The organism is uncultured Chitinophaga sp. (assembly GCF_902168175.1).
Taxonomy (GTDB): domain Bacteria; phylum Bacteroidota; class Bacteroidia; order Chitinophagales; family Chitinophagaceae; genus Chitinophaga.
This window is the reverse complement of the sequence record NZ_CABHOU010000092.1, coordinates 1-19,700: the sequence shown is the minus strand read 5'-3', so window position 1 is coordinate 19,700 and position 19,700 is coordinate 1. Positions and strand designations below refer to the sequence as shown.

General features: G+C 49.8%; 14 protein-coding genes. 8 read left to right on the top strand and 6 right to left on the bottom strand.

All coding sequences use genetic code 11. The features are described 5' to 3' along the window. The first annotated feature begins 2 nt into the window (after positions 1-2). The 4 genes from QZT80_RS19290 to QZT80_RS19275 all read left to right on the top strand — a co-directional run bounded on the left by QZT80_RS19290 (position 3) and on the right by QZT80_RS19275 (position 4,907). Positions 3-566, top strand: coding sequence for a K(+)-transporting ATPase subunit C (locus tag QZT80_RS19290; RefSeq protein ID WP_295125851.1), 564 nt, complete (start codon positions 3-5; stop codon positions 564-566). A 160-nt stretch (positions 567-726) separates the two neighbouring features. Beyond that, positions 727-2,046 (top strand): outer membrane beta-barrel protein, encoded by a 1,320-nt coding sequence (locus QZT80_RS19285; protein ID WP_295125849.1) that lies wholly within the window; start codon positions 727-729, stop codon positions 2,044-2,046. Between the two features lie 66 nt (positions 2,047-2,112). After that, a complete protein-coding gene (locus QZT80_RS19280; RefSeq protein ID WP_295125846.1) occupies positions 2,113-3,219 on the top strand; it encodes a sensor protein KdpD in 1,107 nt (368 codons plus the stop codon). Beyond that, positions 3,216-4,907, top strand: coding sequence for an ATP-binding protein (locus QZT80_RS19275; RefSeq protein ID WP_295125844.1), 1,692 nt, complete (start codon positions 3,216-3,218; stop codon positions 4,905-4,907). The genes QZT80_RS19280 and QZT80_RS19275 overlap by 4 nt, the downstream gene beginning before the upstream one ends. 3 nt (positions 4,908-4,910) lie before the next feature. On the opposite strand, the gene QZT80_RS19270 is transcribed toward QZT80_RS19275, so the two are convergent. After that, positions 4,911-7,811, bottom strand: a complete 2,901-nt coding sequence (locus QZT80_RS19270; protein ID WP_295125842.1) for a PAS domain S-box protein — start codon at positions 7,809-7,811, stop codon at positions 4,911-4,913. Between the two features lie 256 nt (positions 7,812-8,067). Here QZT80_RS19270 and QZT80_RS19265 point away from each other — a divergent pair, with 256 nt between their 5' ends. Next, positions 8,068-8,769, top strand: coding sequence for a porin family protein (locus tag QZT80_RS19265; protein ID WP_295125840.1), 702 nt, complete (start codon positions 8,068-8,070; stop codon positions 8,767-8,769). A gap of 166 nt (positions 8,770-8,935) precedes the next feature. Here QZT80_RS19265 and QZT80_RS19260 read toward each other — a convergent pair whose 3' ends face one another. Both QZT80_RS19260 and QZT80_RS19255 read right to left on the bottom strand, forming a co-directional pair. Next, positions 8,936-9,715: an enoyl-CoA hydratase-related protein gene (locus QZT80_RS19260; RefSeq protein WP_295125838.1), complete on the bottom strand. Its 780-nt coding sequence runs from the start codon at positions 9,713-9,715 to the stop codon at positions 8,936-8,938. A gap of 20 nt (positions 9,716-9,735) precedes the next feature. Further along, positions 9,736-11,766 (bottom strand): S9 family peptidase, encoded by a 2,031-nt coding sequence (locus tag QZT80_RS19255; RefSeq protein ID WP_295125836.1) that lies wholly within the window; start codon positions 11,764-11,766, stop codon positions 9,736-9,738. 192 nt (positions 11,767-11,958) lie between these two features. Between QZT80_RS19255 and QZT80_RS19250 the strand changes: the two genes are divergently transcribed. Genes QZT80_RS19250 through QZT80_RS19240 form a run of 3 tightly spaced genes read left to right on the top strand, consistent with a single transcriptional unit; the run spans position 11,959 to position 13,986 of the window. Beyond that, positions 11,959-12,372, top strand: a complete 414-nt coding sequence (locus tag QZT80_RS19250) for a hypothetical protein (RefSeq protein ID WP_295125834.1) — start codon at positions 11,959-11,961, stop codon at positions 12,370-12,372. A 51-nt stretch (positions 12,373-12,423) separates the two neighbouring features. Next, positions 12,424-13,635: a GTPase HflX gene (gene hflX / locus QZT80_RS19245; protein ID WP_295125833.1), complete on the top strand. Its 1,212-nt coding sequence runs from the start codon at positions 12,424-12,426 to the stop codon at positions 13,633-13,635. 6 nt (positions 13,636-13,641) lie between these two features. Then, positions 13,642-13,986, top strand: a complete 345-nt coding sequence (locus QZT80_RS19240) for a Rieske 2Fe-2S domain-containing protein (protein WP_295125831.1) — start codon at positions 13,642-13,644, stop codon at positions 13,984-13,986. Here QZT80_RS19240 and QZT80_RS19235 read toward each other — a convergent pair whose 3' ends face one another. The 3 genes from QZT80_RS19235 to QZT80_RS19225 all read right to left on the bottom strand — a co-directional run. Next, positions 13,987-16,413 (bottom strand): glycoside hydrolase family 31 protein, encoded by a 2,427-nt coding sequence (locus QZT80_RS19235; RefSeq protein WP_295125829.1) that lies wholly within the window; start codon positions 16,411-16,413, stop codon positions 13,987-13,989. It abuts the gene before it with no gap. 123 nt (positions 16,414-16,536) lie between these two features. Further along, entirely contained in the window at positions 16,537-18,090 is a 1,554-nt protein-coding gene (locus QZT80_RS19230) for a RagB/SusD family nutrient uptake outer membrane protein (protein WP_295125827.1), read from the bottom strand. A gap of 21 nt (positions 18,091-18,111) precedes the next feature. Further along, the coding region (locus tag QZT80_RS19225) for a TonB-dependent receptor (protein WP_295125825.1) at positions 18,112-19,700 on the bottom strand (1,589 nt) is incomplete at its 5' end.

The window sequence follows — 19,700 nt, the reverse complement described above, 5'->3', positions numbered from 1 at the left end:
AGATGAAAAAATATTTGTTGCCGGCCGTAAGGTTAACTGTTGTGATGATCGTTCTGGTAGCGGTTATGTATCCTTTGCTGATAGTGGCTGTAGCTAAAATGGCATCTGGTAAGGGCGATGGTGTAACCGTGTCGCATAACGGCCGTGTAGTTGGTTTTGCCAATGTGGGACAAAAGTTTACGGAAGATAAATACTTTAACTCCCGTCCTTCTACCGTGGATTATAACGCTGCCGGTTCAGGCGGTTCCAACAAAGCCGCGGCTAATGCCGATTACCTTAAAACCGTGCAGGAACGTATCGATACTTTCCTGGCGCACAATCCTGGTGTAAAGAAAGAACAGATTCCTGCCGAACTGGTAACCGCCAGCGCCAGCGGTCTTGATCCGCACCTTTCACCGGAAGCAGCCTATATACAAATCGCCCGCATTGCCGGTGCCCGTGGAATGACCATTCCACAGCTCACCGCGCTGGTGGATAAACATACCAAAGGTCCGCTGTTAGGCATGTTTGGTCCGGCTACGATCAATGTGCTGGAACTGAACCTGGCCTTAGATAATTTAAAATAGCGTTTGATTCATACTATCCATGGAAACCATGTGCCCTGCAGGTCATTGCCGTATCGCATGCGGAGCGGCAATGTACCTCCCGGCGCAGCTTTATATAGCCATGTGCCGCTGATGGTACAAAACATCTACATCAACACAATTCTTAACACCTATAATTTTTATGAAGCGAATTATTTTCAGCGCAGCCATGATAGCTGCTATGTGTACAACGGCCGCTGCGCAGGACACGATTAAACCAAAAATTCCTTTTGATGGAATGGACCTTACCTGGATTAATGGCCAGAACAGGCAAACCGACTTCCCGCTTACGTTAAAAGACAAAAACGGGGAAACGATACTGACCGGTGTGGCTTACATGGACGGGTATTACAATTACGATTTTCATCGCCCGAAAGATAATACGCACACCATTTCATCGACTATTGGCCGTAGCAACGAGTTTACCATCAATATGGCCAGCTTTGGCATCGAAACCAATTACAAAAACATGATCGGCCGCTTGTTGTTACAGTACGGGCAAGTGGGCTCCATCGTTCAGGACCTCGACGGAACAACCGGGCATGGCCGCAATACCAGCATCAACAACCTGAAATACATCCGCGAAGCGGCAGCCGGTTATCACTTTAATAAATGGTACGGCATTAACGTGGAGATGGGGGTTTTTATGAGTTACATAGGCCTCGAAAGTTATGTACTGGGTGAAAATTGGAACTATCAGCATAGTATGGTGAGCGACTTTACTCCCTTCTACTTATCCGGCGCCCGTGTACAAATGTTCCCCTCTAAAAAACTGAAACAGGAAATATGGCTGCTCAACGGCTGGCAGAGTTATAATAGCTGGAACCAAAGCCTGGGCCTGGGTAGCTCAACTTACTACCGCCCCAGCGAAAACCTGCAACTGGTGGCGAACTTTTACCTTGCCGGTAAAGACACCCGCAACAGCAATCGCCTCCGCTTTCACCACGATAACAGTATTGTGTACCGCTACTTCAAAAGCCGCAGCGATAAGGGTATTAGCCAGGCCGCGTTCAGTCTTAACAACCACTACGGTTTCCAGAGTGGCGATGGTGTAAAAGCCAGCGATCAGTACATGGCCGGTACTTCCTTCGCCAACCGCCTGTGGTTTGCCAAAAATAAACTGGCCCTCACCCTGCGTGGCGATATCATCACAAACCCGGGTCTGTACCTGGCATTCAGCCCTTCGCCAGTGGCCGATAACGACTTTAACGACGCCATTGCCGCCGATCCCAAGCAGAAGTTGAACATTGGCCAGGTATGCGCCACGTTCGACGTAATGCCTAACGACCACATTACCTTCCGTTTTGAGTACGGTTACCGTGCGGCCAACGTTCCGTATTTCGCCGGTCGCGGTGGTACCACCTCACCCGACGGCTGGATAGATACGCCGACAGACAACTGGCGTCCCGACCTGCAGAAAATGGAAAACAGGCTTACCGTAGCCGCCAGCTTCAGGTTATAACCTATTTTTGTTCATGCGTACCTGCTTTGTTCACGCAAAGCAGGTATACGTATTAAAAGGATATAGATGGATAAATCATCGCCGTCGCCCTTTGCTAACCGCAGTCGCGGTAAATTTAAGATCTACATAGGCATGAGCGCCGGTGTGGGTAAAAGCTACCGCATGTTGCAGGAGGCGCATAGCCTGCTGCACAACGGCGTAAACATCCAAATTGGTTATGTGGAAACACATGGCCGTAAAGAAACTGAAGCGCTGGTGGCCGGCTTACCACTTATTCCACGCAGGCAGGTGTTTTATAAGGGTAAACTGATGGAGGAGATGGACCTGAATACCGTGCTGCTATTATCGCCCGAGTGGGTAATAGTCGACGAGCTGGCCCATACCAACATTCCCGGCAGCCGTAACGAAAAGCGCTGGCAGGATGTGCAGGAACTGCTAAAAGCCGGCATCAATGTAATATCGGCCGTTAATATCCAGCACATCGAAAGTATTAATCATCACGTGAAAGCCATTACCGGGGTAGATGTGCACGAGCGTGTACCCGACGTAATGCTGCAACTGGCCGATGAGGTAGTGAACATCGACCTTACGGCCGATGAGCTGATAACGAGATTGAAAGAAGGAAAGATTTACGAGGCCTCGAAAGTAGATACCGCGCTGCGGAATTTCTTTCAGCCAGATAAAATATTGCAGCTTCGCGAACTGGCGTTAAAAGAAGTAGCTACGCAGGTAGAGCGGAAGGTAGAAACAGAAGTGCCCCGCGCACAACAAATGCGGCACGAACGTTTCCTGGCCTGCATATCTACCAACGAGGAAATAGCGCGTAAGGTAATTCGTAAAACAGCCAGGCTGGCCGCTTACTATCATGCCGACTGGAAAGTGCTGTACGTACAAACACCGTCGGAAAGCACCGGCAGGATAAACCTGGCCTTGCAGCGCCACCTGATCAATAATATGAAACTGGCCACAGAATTGGGCGCAGAAGTGATACAGGTACAACACACTAATATTGCAGAGGCGATCATCAGCACGGTAAAAGAAAAAGAGATTACGACCATCTGCATCGGCAAACCACATATCAGCCTGTTCCGTATTATTTTACGTACCAATATCTTTAACCAGCTACTAAAAACACTATCTTCCCATGAAACCGATATCGTTATCCTGTCATGAGTAAATCGAGGCTTAAATCCAAGATCACCGCAGGCGTGCTGTTCCTGTTCCTGATGCTTATACTGGTAAGCGTGGTCAGTTACTTTTACCTGTCGCGGCTCGATAAACAGGCGCGCATGGTGCTGGAAGATAACTATGAATCGCTGGAGTACAGCCGCGAGATGTTATCCGCTATTGACAACTGGCCCAATGCTACCCGGTTTGATAAAGCGCTAACCCAGCAGCAGCAGAACATAACTGAAAAAGGAGAAGCGGCGGCTACCACCACACTCCGCCTGTTGTACAACAGTGCGCGCGGGCAGCAGCAGTTGTCGCCAGTCATCGCCAAAGCCATGCGGCGGCAGTTGGATATACTGATGGACCTGAATATGCAGGCGATCGTTCGTAAGAACGTGCGCGCGGGTAAAACGGCGGAGAGTGCCCTGGTATACATTGCGATTATCAGTGGCGTGTGTTTGATGCTGGGCATCACCTTCGTTTATAATTTTCCCGGTTACATTGCCAACCCCATACAGGAACTAACCGCCGGTATCAAAGGAATTGCGAATAAGCAATACAGCCAGCGCCTGCACTTTAAGTCGGGCGATGAGTTTGGCGAACTGGCCAACGCGTTTAACACCATGGCGCAGCGGCTGGATGAGTATGAGCATAGCAACCTCGCCCGTATCGTGTTTGAAAAGAAACGTGCCGAAGCGGTGATCAGCAGCCTCAAAGACGCTACCATCGGTTTTGATGTGAACGATGTAGTACTGTTTGCCAACACGCAGGCCTTACAACTCCTCAACCTCCCCGAAGGCGAATTACCTGGCCGCACAGCCACGGAGATCGCCAAACGCAACGACCTGTTACGCTTCCTGGTAACGGAGGCCAATAACGCACCGCTCAAAATAGTGGTAGATGGCAAAGAGAGTTTCTTCACACGCGAAGTAGCCGATATCACCCAGGATGGCCAACGCACTGGTTACGTCATCATCCTCCGGAATATTACGACGTTTAAAGAACAGGACATTGCCAAAACACACTTCATCGCCACCATTTCCCACGAACTAAAAACCCCGCTTGCAGCTTCCGACCTCAGTCTGCGATTGCTGGAAGATGAACGTACCGGCAAGTTGTTACCCGAACAACTCGAACTGGTAGAAAGCCTGAAACAGGATAATCGCCGTATGATTAAAATGGTGAGCGACCTGCTCGACTTCTCGCGTGTGGAAAGCGGCAATATCCAACTACAAATACAAACTGTTGCGCCGCAGGGCATTGTAGCATATGCGCTGGAAGCGGTGCGTAAACAAGCCGCCGAACACCAGGTAGTCATCTTACAAAGTATGGCCAACGACCTGCCGCCCATTACGGCCGATGCGGAGAAAACTGCGTGGGTGCTGGTAAACCTGCTCACCAACGCCATCCGTTATTCCCCTCACAGTTCCTTTATCCAACTAGAGTTGCAGCCGAATGAAGACAATACACTTACGTTTAGTGTTACCGATAAAGGCAAAGGCATTCCTGTCGCGTTTCGCGATAAAATATTTGAGCGCTTCTTCCAGGTGCCGGGCGTGGATACTGAAAAGGGCAGCGGGCTTGGGCTGGCCATTGCCCGGGAGTTTATCGAGGCCCAGGGTGGCGTTATTGGGGTGGATAGTACCGAAGGTGCGGGCAGCCGCTTTTATTTCTCGTTGCCGGTAGCCTAAACATTAAAACCTCGTCTTTACTTCCTGCTTTAAAATTTCATCCGCTTCCTCGTAAAGTTTAATCGCCAGCAGTATATCGTCTTCTATCGTGTCGGTGTGTTCCGGTTGCATGGCATGCTCTTCTATCTGCAACAATAAAGCAATAAGCGGGATAATGCGGATAGTGTTTAACTCTGCCCGCAACTGCCTGGCCACCGGCGCTATTTCCGTCCACTGCTGCTGTTGCGCGTTTACCAGCATTTGTTCTAAGAGGAATTTTGTGCGCGACCGGAACATGTCTATCAGGTCCATCAGGTAACCGCGGTCGCTGTTTGCCAGCATCTGCAGGTACTGTAGATCTACCAGCGCAGTAAGTTCCGCCTGTTCCAGCATCAGCGCCCGGTTGCGGGCCGTGTTTTCGCTGTGGATGATGGAATCATGTATCTTTTTATATAGTTCTTCAGGAATAAAAGGTTTGGAGATGTAGTCGGTCATGCCTGCCCGCACACAATTTTCCTTTTCGCCATCAATGGCCGAGGCAGTCATGGCGATAATGGGTGTGGTACATCCAAGTTCACGTATCAGGCCGGTGGCTTTAAGTCCGTCGATTTCAGGCATCTGGATGTCCATTAGTATACAATCGTATTCATGCTCCTTCACTTTTTCCACCGCTTCTGCACCATCGGACACGATCTCTACGTTGGCACCGGCTCTCTTTAAAGTATGCAGTGCCACTTTCTGGTTGATAAGGTTATCCTCTGCCACCAGTATTTCTTTGCCGTTAAGGTTGACCTGCGGTACTTCATGGGCAATTGTTGTTTCCGGCTGTGTGAACAGGTTTCGGGTGTAAGGGATTTCGAAACGCAATGTTGTGCCCTTGCCAACGGTACTCTCCAGCGATATTTCTCCCTGTTGCAGGGTGACCAGTTGTTTGCAGATGGCCAGTCCAAGCCCGGTACCGCCGTACTTGCGGTCTATACCCGGGTGCGATTGCGTGAAACTCTCGAACACTTCGGCCAGCATGTCCGCTGGAATACCAATGCCCGTATCACGCACCTCAAAACAAATTCTAGCGTACATATCATCTATGCTGCGAAGTGCCGCCGTGAGTGTAATAGCGCCTTTCTCCGTGAATTTGATCGCATTACTCAGCAGGTTTTCCAGAATCTGCCGCAGTCTTACAGGGTCGCCAATGAGGTGGGATGGTACTGCATCATCCACGCGGCATACGAGGTCCAGGCCTTTTTCATGTGCTTTGTGGTTAAAGGGATAAACCGTTTTACGAATGATGTAACGAATGTCGAAGTTCGTTTTCTCAAACGCCATTTTCCCTGATTTGATTTTCGAGAAGTCGAGTATGTCGTTAATGATCACCAGCAGGTTGTTGGCCGAATCTTTAATGGCATCAATAAATTCCCTTTGCTCTGCCTGTAAGGTCGTTTTGTGCATCAGGTTAGTCATACCAATAATGCCGTTCATGGGCGTACGTATTTCGTGGCTCATGTTGGCCATAAACGTTTCCTGTGCCCGTTTCGCCGCTTCGGCATCGCGCCTCGCTGCAATAAGTTCATGTTCGTATGCAATACGTTCAGATATATCGGTCGATATACCGCATAGCCCAAATACCTTTTGCTGGTGATCGCGCAACGGGAATTTGGTGGTCATGTAATAATGTTTTCTGCCCTGGTGTACGAGCGTATTGTCCATTTCTACCGGTATCTTAAAGTCGAGTACCTGCCTGTCGGTGGCGTCCGCACGGATTACATCGAAAATATGAGGGAATTGCTGGTCGCTATGGCCAATGATACGTGCGGCATCGATGTGGAACATCTCCTCAAACTTTTTATTAACCAGCAGGTAGCGGCTGTTAAGGTCTTTTATAAAGATGATAGCGTTGGTGTTGTCCAGTATAGATTGCAGCCATATCTGTATTTCATCTTTTTCCTCCTGCGATTTTATTAGTTGCTCCTGGAAGCGTTTGCGCTCGTCCACATCTTTCACTATACATTGATAACCGGCCAGGTCTTCGCCTTCCCATATAAGCATCGCCTGTTGTTCCACCCAAATCTGCGTTCCGTTTTTTCGTTTAATGCGAAACTCGCGGGTAGTGCTGGGAATGTGGTTACCGGCCTGCTCCTCGTAGTGTGCGGCCAATTCCTTTTGCGTTTGTTCATCAAGAAACAGGCTGTAATGTTTGCCCAGCAGTTCGGTATTAGTATGTCCGGTTATACTTTCCACTTTAGGGCTGATGTAGGTGAAATAACCGCCACGGTTAGTCGTATACATAATCACCTCCGCATCTTCAATAAGCCGTCTGTATTTAATTTCGCTTTTGCGCAGGTTCTCTTCTGTTACCTTGTTACGGGCGTGCTCCACGATAAAGCGTACCATCCCCACAATAAGAAATACGACGCCGATCATGCTGCCGGCGATGGACAAATAGTATACTTTGCTGGCGAAGAAGCGGTTGTTATTAACGTGGTTATCCATCAAAAGCCGCTCTTCGTCGAGCAATCGGCGGTGAACGTCGGCAATGCCTGCCTGTAATGCACTGCGATAGTTATTTTGCATCATCGCCACGGCCGTGTCTGGCGACTGGCGGACGGTGCTACGGATGTTTTGGTCGATCGCCAGCTTTTTGATGAGCAGTAGTTCCAGCGAGTCGGCCAATGCCTGCTGCGCGGGGTGGCCGGCAACGGCCTGCCGCAAATCGGCGGCCTGCCTTACGAGGTCCTCGTCGGGCAGGTCAGGTTCCGTGCTGTCGTCCTCCAATGCCACATAACCATGCATGAAAACATCAATTTCGGCATGTTGCCGGAAAATGTTGTGAAGAAGCTGCATTCTTCCGTCTAAATCTTCCACCTTGTCGCGGCTGTGCATAGCACGCTCATTGGCTACAATTACTTTGTAGGTGAACCAGGACATGGACAGGGTTGACACGACAAATACAATGAGCACAGGGCTCTTAATGATTCTCATCACTAACTAAAAGTTAACGTTAAAAAAGGGGCATGCCGACGGTGAGAATAGGCTGGGGGTGTTGTAACGATACAATTTACGGGAAATAAAATGAACGAGGCTGTTCATTATTCCATAGATATTTTTGCAATATTTTAACCTTTGGTTATTTGCATTCCATTAAATTTGCCTAATATTCTTTTTGCTAAGCATTAAACAGATTATGAAAAAAATACTCTTTACATTAGGTCTGATCGCGGTTTCTTTTGGCGTTTTTGCACAGGAAAACACTTCCGGTTCAGCCGTTTCCGGCGTAGCTAACAGGGCCCGGTACTCCAGGGATTTCCTGATGATACAGCTTACGTACGACAACTGGGCCGGGGCGGACAGTGCGCGTGTGACAGGTTTTTCCCGTGGTTTTAATGTGTACCTGATGTACGATTTCCCTATTAACAACTCGCATTACAGCTTTGCGCCAGGTTTGGGTATCGGTACCAGCAGTATTTTCCTCGACGATCAGAAGATCGATATGTCAAACGGTAACTCCCAGCAGGTGAATTACGTAAACACCACCGCTTTCAGCAAATACAAGGTAATGACTACCTATGTCGACATTCCCCTGGAACTTCGCTACCGCGGTGTGCCGGACAATGCCAATAAAGGTTTCAAAGCGGCTTTGGGTGTTAAAGTGGGTGCTTTGCTGAACGCGCACACTAAGTCTAAAAGCTCCCTGGGTGGCGAAAAGAACATCCTGAAAGAGCAGAACAAACGTTTCTTCAACACCTGGCGTTATGCAGGTACTGCCAGGATCGGCTGGGGTAACTGGGCAGTGCTTGGCACTTACAGCTTCTCTTCCGTGTTTAAAAACAACACTGGTCAGGAAGCGTTCCCGTACTCAATCGGTCTTTGCCTGAGCGGCCTCTAAGCCAGTCATGATAAGTTATAAAAAGAAGGGGTGGCCTTATGCAGGCCACCCCTTCTTTTATGTTGATGGTATATTCTCCTTCTTCTCCTACTCTTCTCCTAGCTTTCAGGTATACTTCAGGTATACTTCAGCTATACTCGGGCTTGTCAGGTAAAATACTATCAGGTTAAACGCCTTTGAACACTGGCTTCCTTTTCTCAAGGAAGGCGGTGATACCTTCTGCATTATCCGCCGTATTTCCAGCAATCTCCTGGCAATAGGCTTCATACTCTAATACTGCGTCCAGGTCTTCCGTCATGCCTTTGGTGAGCATCTTTTTCATCATGGCGATGGCTTTTGTGGGGGCATTGGCGTAAAAACGGGCCTCTTCGGCTACCGCATCATCCAAATCTGCCGCAGGCACTACTTTGTTCACCAGGCCCAGCTCCTTCGCCTCGGCAGCGCTCAATTTGGTAGCCTTCGTAGCCAGCTCGAACGCCCGGTGGTAACCCACGGTGCGTGGTAGAAAGTAAGAAGACCCGGAATCCAGCACCAGTGCGATATTGATGAAGATCTCTACCATAGAAGCAGCTTCGGAGGCGATGATTACATCGCAGGCCAGGGCGAGCGAGCAACCTGCACCTGCCGCCACGCCGTTCAGCTTGCAGATCACGGGTTTGGGCATATTGCGGATGGCACGGATGATGGGGTTGTACCGCTTGTGCAGCGATTCGCTGAGGTTGCGTTTGCCGGAGGCCATAGCGGCTTTGAGGTCCTGGCCACTGCAAAAGGCTTTACCGGCGCCGGTAATCACTACGGCACGCACGCTGGCGTCTTTGTCCACCTGCTTAAGGGCATCCTGCAGTTCGTAACTAAGCGTATCGTCAAATGCATTGTAAACTTCGGGGCGGTTAAGGGTAATGGTGGCGATGTTATCCGCCACCATTACCTGGAGTGTTGTAAACATATAACGTGGAATTTTTTGGATTAAAGCGTTTCTTTTAACCAGCCGAAGAACTCGCGCTGCCAAACAATAGCGTTTTGCGCGCTTAGTACCCAATGGTTCTCTTCAGGCAGGTACAGCAGTTTGCTCTTAATGCCCCTTAGCTGTGCCGCCTGGAAGGCCTGTAAGCCCTGCTCAATACCAACCCGGAAGTCGATACCACCCTGCACGATCATGATGGGCGAGGTCCAGTTGGCCACGAGGTTGCTGGGGTTGAACTGCTCGTAGCTTTTAGCATTGGCTTTATCCCAGTAAGCGCCGATATCCCAGTTGGCGAACCACAGTTCTTCGGTGGTGCCGTACCAACTGCGCAGGTCGAAAAGGCCGTCGTGTGCAATGAAGGTTTTAAAGCGTTTTTCGTGTACGCCGGCCAGCATGTAAACGGAGTAACCGCCGTAGCTGGCACCTACTGCACCCAGACGGGCTTTATCTACGAAAGGTTCCTTCGCCACATCGTCTATTGCAGATAAATAATCTCTAATTGGCTGTCCGCCCCAGTCTTTACTGATGCTGGCATTCCATTCCACACCATGGCCAGGCATACCGCGCCTGTTGGGTGCTACTACAATGTAACCCTGCGCCGCCATTAACTGAAAGTTCCAGCGGAAGCTGTAGAACTGCGATACGGCCGATTGTGGGCCGCCCTGGCAGTACAATAAGGTGGGATATTTCTTTGTGGCATCGAAGTCAGGCGGATAAATCACCCAAACCAGCATTTTCTTGCCGTCGGTCGTGTTTACCCAACGCTCTTCTATTTTGCTGGAAGTGAGTTTGCTGTAAATGTTTTCGTTTTCCTTCGTTACCGGTTGCATGCTGCCGGTCTTCAGGTTCACATTAAACAGTTCTGCGGCGTGGTTCATGTCTGCCCGGCTTACCACCAGGCTGTTGCCGGTTTCGCCAACAATGCCGTTTACATCAAACATGCCTTTGGTTACCTGGCGGATGTGTTTGGCGCCGGTAAGTTCTACCTGGCCCTGCAAAGCTATTTCGTGCAGTTGTTCAGTGCCTTTTATCACCGCCAGGAAGAATATCTTTTTACCATCTTTGCTCCAGGAAGCACTGCTCACGGTGTTGTCCCAGTCTTTGGTAGCATTATGGATCTGCCCGGATTTAAGATTGTAGATGATTACATCGTTTTTATCAGCCTCAAAGCCATCGCGGGCCATGCTAAGCCATAACAAACGGTTGCCGTCGGGGCTAAAGGCGGGAGCTACGTCGTAGCCGGCCATGCCTTCGCTGAGGTTATTGGTCTGTTTGGTAGCAATGTTATATTGGTAAATGTCGGTATTGGTGCTAATGGCGTAAGCGGTGCCGTGTTTCTTTTTGCATACATAGATAATGCTGTTGCCATCGGGTGCCCAGATGAAATCTTCGGGGCCGCCGGAAGGCACCTGTGGGCAATCGTGTGGCTGGCCGGCCATAATATCTACGGGCTCGCCCAGCTGACCATCGTTGTACGGAGCGAAGAATACATGGTTGTAATTACCATCTTCCCAGGTGTCCCAGTGGCGGTAATTAAGTGAGGTGTATACTTGTGCATTGGATTTCGGTAAATCGGGGTGGAAGTCTACACCACTCACTTTATCCACCTTTACATCCTTCGAAAAAAGAAGGTATTTACCGTTAGGCGAGATGCGGATGTTTTGCATACCGCCTTCGTAATTGGTTTTCTGCACAGGGTTGCTTCCGTCGGCATTCATCTCCCACCACTGCCCTTTCAGGTTGTAACCAATTTTACCGTCAGGCAGTACCGTTGCGCCGGATTCGCCACCCGCGGTGCTGGTCAGTTGTTTGGAAACACCCCCTTCAATTGGTGCGGCATACAGGTTTCGTTCACTTTTATTCTCGGCGAGGTTGTAGCGGCTAACACCGTAAATCACCGTTTTTCCGTCGGCTGAGAGGGTTTCGCCACCCACCCTTGCCAGTTGCCAGAGTAGCTCCGGCGTCATTTTTTGTTGTGCCATACTTGAATACTGGATAAAAAGCATGCCTGCCAAAAAGAGCGTTTTACGCATGGTCAGTAGATTTTATTGATCCGATAAATGTAGGAAAACCCGGGGTATCTGTAAAATTGGCGCTTTTGTCCAGCCGGTTCCACAATCTATTGTACATTTTACCGCAAGTGTTAAACCTACGCCGCTACCAGTTGTTTATGGAATGGTTTTAGGGGTTAAAATCCCGGCATTATATCAACAAAAACATTTTTTATGGATAAGAAACAAAACAAAAACACCGAAGGTTATCCGCATTACCCCGCCAGCGAGGATATTTACAACAAGGCCGAACACACCGGTCAGGGCGGCGCACCGGATAGCAAAGACCCTGAAGATCTGGCACCGCTGCTGAACAGCGACGATATCGAGGAAAGTGATGCAGATGTAACGGAGGAAGACCTTGACCTGCTGGGCGACCCGCAGCGTGACTTCGAGCTGGAAGATAACACGGACATCGTGCGTCCCGAGCGCGAAGAAGGCGACGAAGACCTCGATACCCTCGATGTACCGGGCGATGAGCTGGATGATGACATGGAAGAAATAGGCGAGGAGGACGAAGAAAATAATTACTACAGCCTCGGCGGCGACAGGCACGGAGAAGATATCGATATGGAAGAGGAGAAGTAGGCTGATGGCGGCTGTAACTAAGCTCCGGCTATCCGGTTATTTGTAGTAACTTTGCCGAAAGTTTTTAAAGAATTGATAGATAAACAACAAGTAGTAAAGAACGACGAACGTGCGGTACTGGTAGGGCTTATTCACAAAGAGCAAACCGAACCGCAGGTCCAGGAGTATCTTGATGAACTGGCCTTCCTGGCAGAAACTGCCGGAGCCGAAACGGTAAAACGTTTCACGCAAAAACTGGCTCACCCCGATCGCGCTACCTTCGTAGGTAAGGGTAAGCTGGAGGAAATACGCGTGTACGTAAGTACGCGTAACGTAACCCTGGTTATTTTCGATGACGAGCTTACCGGCTCGCAGATATCCAATATCCAGAAGGAGCTGAAAGTAAAAGTGATTGACCGTAGTGACCTCATCCTGGATATATTTGCCCGCCGCGCCCGCACAGCGCAGGCCAAGGTGCAGGTGGAGCTGGCCCAGTACCAGTACATCCTGCCAAGACTCCGCGGTATGTGGAGTCACCTCGAACGCCAGGGCGGTGGTATTGGTTCAAGAGGCCCCGGTGAAACGGAGATTGAAACAGACCGCCGTATCGTAAAGGATAAAATTGCCTTACTACGTAAACGCCTCGGCGAAATAGACAAGCAGGCACTTACCCAGCGTAAGGACCGTGGCGAGTTTATTCGTGTAGCGCTGGTAGGTTACACCAACGTGGGTAAATCCACGCTCATGAACCTGCTGAGCAAAAGCGAAGTATTTGCAGAGAATAAACTGTTTGCCACTTTGGATACCACTACCCGCAAGGTAGTATTCGAGCAAACCCCTTTCCTGTTAAGTGATACCGTAGGTTTCATCCGCAAACTTCCTCACCACCTGGTAGAGAGTTTTAAATCTACCCTGGATGAGGTGCGCGAAAGCGACATCCTGATGCACGTAGTAGATATTTCGCACCCTAAGTACGAAGATCAGATCGAGGTAGTAAACAGAACGCTGCAGGAGTTGAAGGCCTTCGAAAAGCCCACCATCCTTATTTTTAATAAGATGGACCTTTACGAAAAACAAACCTTTGACGAGTGGCTGAGCGATGAGGTGAAGCAGGACATACTGGAGCAATTACGCCAGGGCTGGCTGTCTAAAGCAAACGGCAACTGCGTATTTGTTTCCGCTACCGAACGCCGTAACATCGAAGAGTTGCGCGCAACCATCCTGGAAAAGGTGGCTACGTTGTACCGCGAGCGTTATCCTTACAAATCAGAATTTCTCTACTAAACATTCATGGCAAAGGAGTATAACTGGCACCGTGTAGCCGATGCGGACGATGAACTGGCCGCCGAAGCGGTAATTACCGTACAAGACGTAGCCGGTAAAAAGGTTTGCGTTACCCGCTACCAGGGAGAGTTATACGCCTTTGCCCATAAATGCCCCCACGCAGGCGCTTTTATGCAGGAAGGTTATATAGATGCGGTGGGTAATATTGTTTGTCCGCTTCACCGCTATAAATTCTCTGTAAAAAACGGCCGCAATACCAGCGGCGAAGGTTTTTACCTCAAAACCTACCCCATTGAACTTCGCCCCGAAGGTGTTTTTATCGGCTTCGAAAAAGGCTGGTTCTCCTGGTAATTAATAGTTCACCACCACCCTGTTATTTTCATTTTTTAAGTGGATGCGTTGCACCGTACAGCTATCCGTTTCCGAAGCTCCGGCTTGTGGATCGAAGCGTGATATAGCGTTGAGCCAGGCCATACGTTCCTCTTTTGCTTTCGGAACGGCTTCGTTAAAGCCGTGTAGCAATAGCGCTATCGTGTTAAATTTAGAGGTTGACCGGCCATCTGGCTTTTCAAAAACAATACTGCGGTTGGCCGGTTCATAACGGATAAAACGTTTGTAATACTGCCCTTTCTCGTAATCATAAGTTTCCCCATCATCTTCATAATAAAGAAAACTATTCGCCTGCCCGCCCTTATAAACATGTATGGTCAGCGTGTCTGTTGGCTTCTCCGCTGTACTTTGCACCAGCGACTGCGTGGGTACAATACTGCCGGCCTTTACGTACACAGGCAGCTTTTTCATGCTAAGCGGAAATATATATTCCTTGCCACCTTCTGATACCTGGTCGGTGTATAGATCGTACCAGCGACCATCGGGAAGGTATATTTCCGCATAGGTACGCTGACTTTCGAAAGGCGTAACCAGGAAAGCGTGGCCCAACATAAACTGGTTCTGGAACCGGGCGTCGTAAACCTTTGCATCGTGGGTGTAATCAATGGCGAGCGTGCGCATGATGGGCATAGCAGTTTGTGTGGCTTCGTAGAAGTTGGAATAGAGGTATGGCAACAGGCGGTAACGCAGGTTTACGTAGTTACGCACGATTTCCAAAGCTTCTTCTCCAAACGACCATGGTTCAGCGCTGCGGGTATTTACACCGGTGTGGTTGCGGAAATAAGGAATAAACGCGCCCAGTTGCATCCAGCGGGTGTATAGACCAACAGAGGCGTTACCCGTAAAGCCACCCACGTCCATCCCGTTGAAGGCCATGCCGCTGACGCCCAGGCTGTTGAGCAGCCGTACTCCGAGCAGCATATGATCATCTTCGGCGCGGTTATCGCCCGTCCAAATGGCGGTGTAGCGTTGCGAGCCGGCGTAACCTGCACGGGTAAGCATGAACGGACGGTGATTGGGTTTGGCTGCGCGTGCGCCTTCGTAACTGGCGCGGGTCATTTGCAGGCCATAAATGTTGTGTGCCTGTAAGTGAGTGGTCGTATCGCCTTCATAGTTGAACAATACATTGTCCGGCATTTTTTGTCCCCAGGTGGCGATCTCGTTCATGTCGTTCCAGATACCTTCTACGCCTGCATCTACATATGCCTTTACTTCTTTTTGCCACCACAGCCTGCCTTTTTCGCCGGTAAAGTCGGGGAAGTGGCACCAGCCGGGCCATACCTGGCCTGCGTAAGGAACTCCATCGCTGTATTTTATGAAGATGTCTGACTGCAGGCCACGTTCATAAGCGCCATATCCCTTTTCTGTTTTAATGCCGGGATCTACGATCACGGTAGTGCTGAAGCCCAGTTTCTTTAAATCGTCCGTTAGTTTTTTCGGGTTGGGGAAGCGGCTCTTGTTCCAGGTAAACAGTTTATAAGCGTCCATGTAGTGGATGTCCAGCGTAATGCCGTCGGCAGGGATCTTTTTCTCGCGGAGCGTTTGTGCAATGCGTATCACTTCCGTATCGGGGTAATAGCTGTAGCGGTTTTGCTGGTAACCCAGGCTCCATAAAGGCGGCATCGTCATGCGGCCTGTAAGTTGCGTGTACGATTGAATGATGCCGGCCACCTGCGTGTGGTAAATAAAGTAATAATTCATCTCCCCGCCCTGCGCACTAAAAGAAGAAAAGCGGTTGTTGCTGGCGCCGAAGTTAAAATCGCTACGGTAGGAGTTGTCAAAAAATATCCCGTAGTTAAGTTGGTGGTGAATGCCGATGTAAAAAGGGATGGTAGAATACAATGGGTCCTGCCCGGTACTGTAGCCAAATACATCAGAGTTCCAGTTGGTGTAAGCGCTGCCCCGGCGGTCGAAGTTGCCGGTTTTTTCACCGAGACCGATGAACCGTTCGCCCTCCTGCATTTTTTTGTAACTGGTTACGTTTACGCCCGCCCACGAAGTTGATAATCCTTTTTCATCTTCATTAATAATGGTACCACTTGGAGTAAGAAAACTAATGGTGAAAGGCCTTTTGTTAATGCGCACCTGTAACGAATCGGTACTGATATTAATCGTTGTTTCATTTTGGGTGATGCGGGAACTTGTCTTTACAGGTGCTGTGATAACAGCATAAGAAAAGTCCTTGCCCAGTTCTTTATTGTCCATCCTCACCCGGATGATGGTGGGCGTATGCACCGTAACCTGCACTACGGCATTACCTGTACCAATGTTCACCTGGCCGTCTTTTATATCTACTGTTTGAATATCGCCTATCGTATGTATTTTTTGCTGCGCCTGGGCGTAAAAGCCCGTCACCATCAATAATGCAGGAAGCATACATCTTCTCATAAATATCTGTTTAGTACAAAGAAAGGCCTGGGCCGCTGTGCCGTGGCCTGTAAATAGTCCATAAGAAGGGCTGCTAGAAAACAGCCCTTTTATGGATTTGATCAACTGCGAAAAAACGAAACGTTAATAACCGTCGTTCTGTGTAAGATTTTTGTTTACCGCTTTCGCGTTCGCCGGTATTGGGAACAGCAGGTATTTTTTATCGTCGGTAGGTTTTAACTGCCATGGCAGTAAGAACTTGCCGAAGCGGATAAGGTCCTGCCGGCGCCAGCCTTCCCAGTAAAACTCTCGTCCGCGCTCGTCTATCATTTTATCCAGGTCGAGGCTGGTAAGTGCTGTGGCGCCACGTTTGGTGCGTACATTGTTTACGATAGTGAGGGCTGCGGCTGCGCCGTTGTTACGTAATAAAGCTTCGGCTTTCATCAGCAGCACATCGGCATAGCGGAAAAACACATAATCGTTACTGGCGTTGTTGCTGTTCGTGCCATTAAGCGTTACAAAATCCGGGGGGTACTTCACCACGCGGATACCTTTTATCTCCAGGTCGTTGCCCGTTTCCTGTAACAGCAGCTCGCGGGTGAAGGCCAGTTTATTGCCCTTACGGTCCTGCAGTTCTTTCCCGGTTTGATCGAACTGCTGACCTACGAGTAAGCCTACCCGGAGTCCGCTCACGTTGGTAACCCCAGTGTAAGCAGCGCCACGGCGGGTATCCACCGCTTCGAACTTGTCATAAAAATCGCTGAGGGTAGAAAAGCCGTTCCATCCGCTGGGGCGTTGGTTGTAGTGCAACGTTGGCGCCCAACGGCAGAAGGAGGAGTTGCCTCCGCGGGCCGTACTCAGGCCAGGGCCATTCTGCTGGGTGAAGATGTTTTCGGTGGAAATGACATCGTTGTTATAGGCAAAGTTGTCGTAGAAGTTATTAGCCAGGCTGTAGTTACCGGTGCTAATAATTTCATCGGCCAGCGTTACCACCTTTGTCATATCTGCCGGGTCGAAGGTGGGCGCCTCGCGGTTGGCGAAGGAGCCTTTGTTCAGGTAACATTTCATCAACAATACCTTTGCTGCTGCTTTATTCGCAATATAGGCCGGTGTTGTGGGCGGACCAGCAGGCAGATCAGCGATAATAGCTTCCAGCTCGGAGATGATGAAAGTAAGGGCGTCGTTGCCCACCAGCACTTTAGGCGCGTTTAACAATGTGTCGCCTGGCTGGCGGTACGGCACCTGGTTCCAGCCATCCAAAACCGAGAACATGGCGAAGGCGCGCAGGAAACGGGCCTCGGCAGCCTGGCTGGCGGAGGGACTGAAGTTAAGCACATTCGTAGCCGCAAACTCTAATGTGAGGATGTTGTTAAAGGCATCGTTTACATGCGTATGGTCGGGTGTCCAGGCGTGTGCATGCAGCGCACGCCAAACTCCATTATCATCCCAGTCGCCACCGCGCGTAGGTGCCACGGCTTCGTCGGTCGTCATTTCGCAAAGCGCCCAAAAGTTGCTCTGGTCCTGGTAGGGAAGCTGCAACGCATCGTAAGCTGTTTTGAGCAGCGCCGGTACTTTAATCACCGAGTCGGCCTGTTCTTTCGTAATTGTAGAGCCCAGCTTTTCGTCGAGCTTGGTGCAGGCCGTGAGGCCAATACCCAGGGCTACGATGGAGAGCGCGAATATTTTATGTCGGGTCATGATCGTAAGTTTTAGAGTTTTTTAAAGCGAAAAGTTTACACCAAAAAGAATAGACCTGGCGGTGGGGTATGGAGAGTACTCAATACCGAACGAGGTAACGCCATTCACGCTTTTATCGGTGTTAACTTCCGGGTCGAAACCGCTGTAGCCGGTAAGGACGAACAGGTTTTGACCAGTAAGGAAAACGCTTACATTTTTAATGTTTTTACCGATGTTGCCCAGGCTGTAACTGAGCGTAGCATTGGTAAGTTTCATGAAATCGGCATTTTCGAGATACCTGCTGGAAGTAGTAATCGGGTTGCTGGTGCTTTCGGTGGTGCCCAGTAAAGAGGCACCAATGTTACGCGAGCCGAGGTTGCCGATAGGCAGTACAGTATTAGCCGTATTATTATACACCTGGTGACCGAAAGCTCCGTTCATATTCACGTTCAGCGCCCATTTTTTATAATTCAGTTCGCTGGTGATGCCCAATAACTGGTTCGGGTTAGGATCGCCGAGGTAGAACATAGAGTTACCATTGTCGGTGTATACACCCTGGCCTTTGTCATCAAACCCCTCGAACTTCCGCACATAAAAAGTATTGAGTGGCTGGCCCGAAACAAGTCGCTGTATGGTAGCGCCAGATACGCCCTGACCGCTGATAGAGCCGGTAAGGACGATGGGGCCGGTGTAGTCGCGCAACTCATTCTTCAGGAAAGCTGCATTTACGCCCAGTGTCCACATCCAGTCCTTCCCTCTTACTATATCCCCTTTAATGGCCAGTTCCACGCCCGTATTCAGCACATTACCCGGCAGGTTGATCCAGTAGTTGGAGGCAGGGGCCGGCTGAATGGCGGGGAAGTTAAACAGCAGGTTAGTGGTCTTCTTATAGAAATAATCCACGCTACCATAAATGCGGCTATTAGCTAAGGCGAAATCAATACCCGCATTTAACTGCTGACTGCTTTCCCATTTAAGGTCCGGGTTGGCCACGTTGCTAAGTCCCGCGCCGCCGCCAGATCCCAGTGCATATTGTTCCTGCGCCGCACCTGCCGGGAATTCCTGGTTGCCCGTAATGCCCCAGCCTACACGAAACGCCAGGTTCTGTACAGCCGTGCTGCCCTTAAGAAAAGCCTCGTTGCTCATATTCCATTTGGCCGCAAACGATGGGAAGTAGCCATACTTATTATTCGACCCGAACTTGCTGGAGCCATCGGCGCGCAGTGTACCGGTAAAGAGGTATTTATCTTTCAGGTTTAACGTCACCCTGCCGAACACCGACTGCAGTTCCGAGCTGGGGTTTTCGAATGAGTTGAGGAAGGTGTTAGACTGCAAAGCATTCTGGAGGATATTAGTATAATCCAGTTCATCCGTAGAAAAACCCAGTGCGCCCAATGAAGCGCCTTTAAACTGGAACTTCTGGTACTCGTAACCAATTACCGCGCTCAGGTTAAGGTCGGCGTTCAATTCCTTGTTGTAACTCAGCGTGTGGGTAAACAGTTGGGAGGTCAGTTCCGTATTACCGTAATACGCCTGTCCGAACCCGTTTACACCATTAATGTTGATGTAAGATTTGATTTCCGCGCGACGGATACCGATTTGCCTGTTAATGCTGTACAGGAAGCGGTACT

What these genes read in the sequence shown, in the direction of transcription:
- QZT80_RS19290 (WP_295125851.1), top strand. Translation starts at nt 3, where the DNA reads ATGAAAAAATATTTGTTGCCGGCCGTAAGGTTAACTGTTGTGATGATC.
- QZT80_RS19285 (WP_295125849.1), top strand. Translation starts at nt 727, where the DNA reads ATGAAGCGAATTATTTTCAGCGCAGCCATGATAGCTGCTATGTGTACA.
- QZT80_RS19280 (WP_295125846.1), top strand. Translation starts at nt 2,113, where the DNA reads ATGGATAAATCATCGCCGTCGCCCTTTGCTAACCGCAGTCGCGGTAAA.
- QZT80_RS19275 (WP_295125844.1), top strand. Translation starts at nt 3,216, where the DNA reads ATGAGTAAATCGAGGCTTAAATCCAAGATCACCGCAGGCGTGCTGTTC.
- QZT80_RS19270 (WP_295125842.1), bottom strand. Translation starts at nt 7,811, where the DNA reads ATGTCCTGGTTCACCTACAAAGTAATTGTAGCCAATGAGCGTGCTATG.
- QZT80_RS19265 (WP_295125840.1), top strand. Translation starts at nt 8,068, where the DNA reads ATGAAAAAAATACTCTTTACATTAGGTCTGATCGCGGTTTCTTTTGGC.
- QZT80_RS19260 (WP_295125838.1), bottom strand. Translation starts at nt 9,715, where the DNA reads ATGTTTACAACACTCCAGGTAATGGTGGCGGATAACATCGCCACCATT.
- QZT80_RS19255 (WP_295125836.1), bottom strand. Translation starts at nt 11,766, where the DNA reads ATGCGTAAAACGCTCTTTTTGGCAGGCATGCTTTTTATCCAGTATTCA.
- QZT80_RS19250 (WP_295125834.1), top strand. Translation starts at nt 11,959, where the DNA reads ATGGATAAGAAACAAAACAAAAACACCGAAGGTTATCCGCATTACCCC.
- QZT80_RS19240 (WP_295125831.1), top strand. Translation starts at nt 13,642, where the DNA reads ATGGCAAAGGAGTATAACTGGCACCGTGTAGCCGATGCGGACGATGAA.
- QZT80_RS19235 (WP_295125829.1), bottom strand. Translation starts at nt 16,413, where the DNA reads ATGAGAAGATGTATGCTTCCTGCATTATTGATGGTGACGGGCTTTTAC.
- QZT80_RS19230 (WP_295125827.1), bottom strand. Translation starts at nt 18,090, where the DNA reads ATGACCCGACATAAAATATTCGCGCTCTCCATCGTAGCCCTGGGTATT.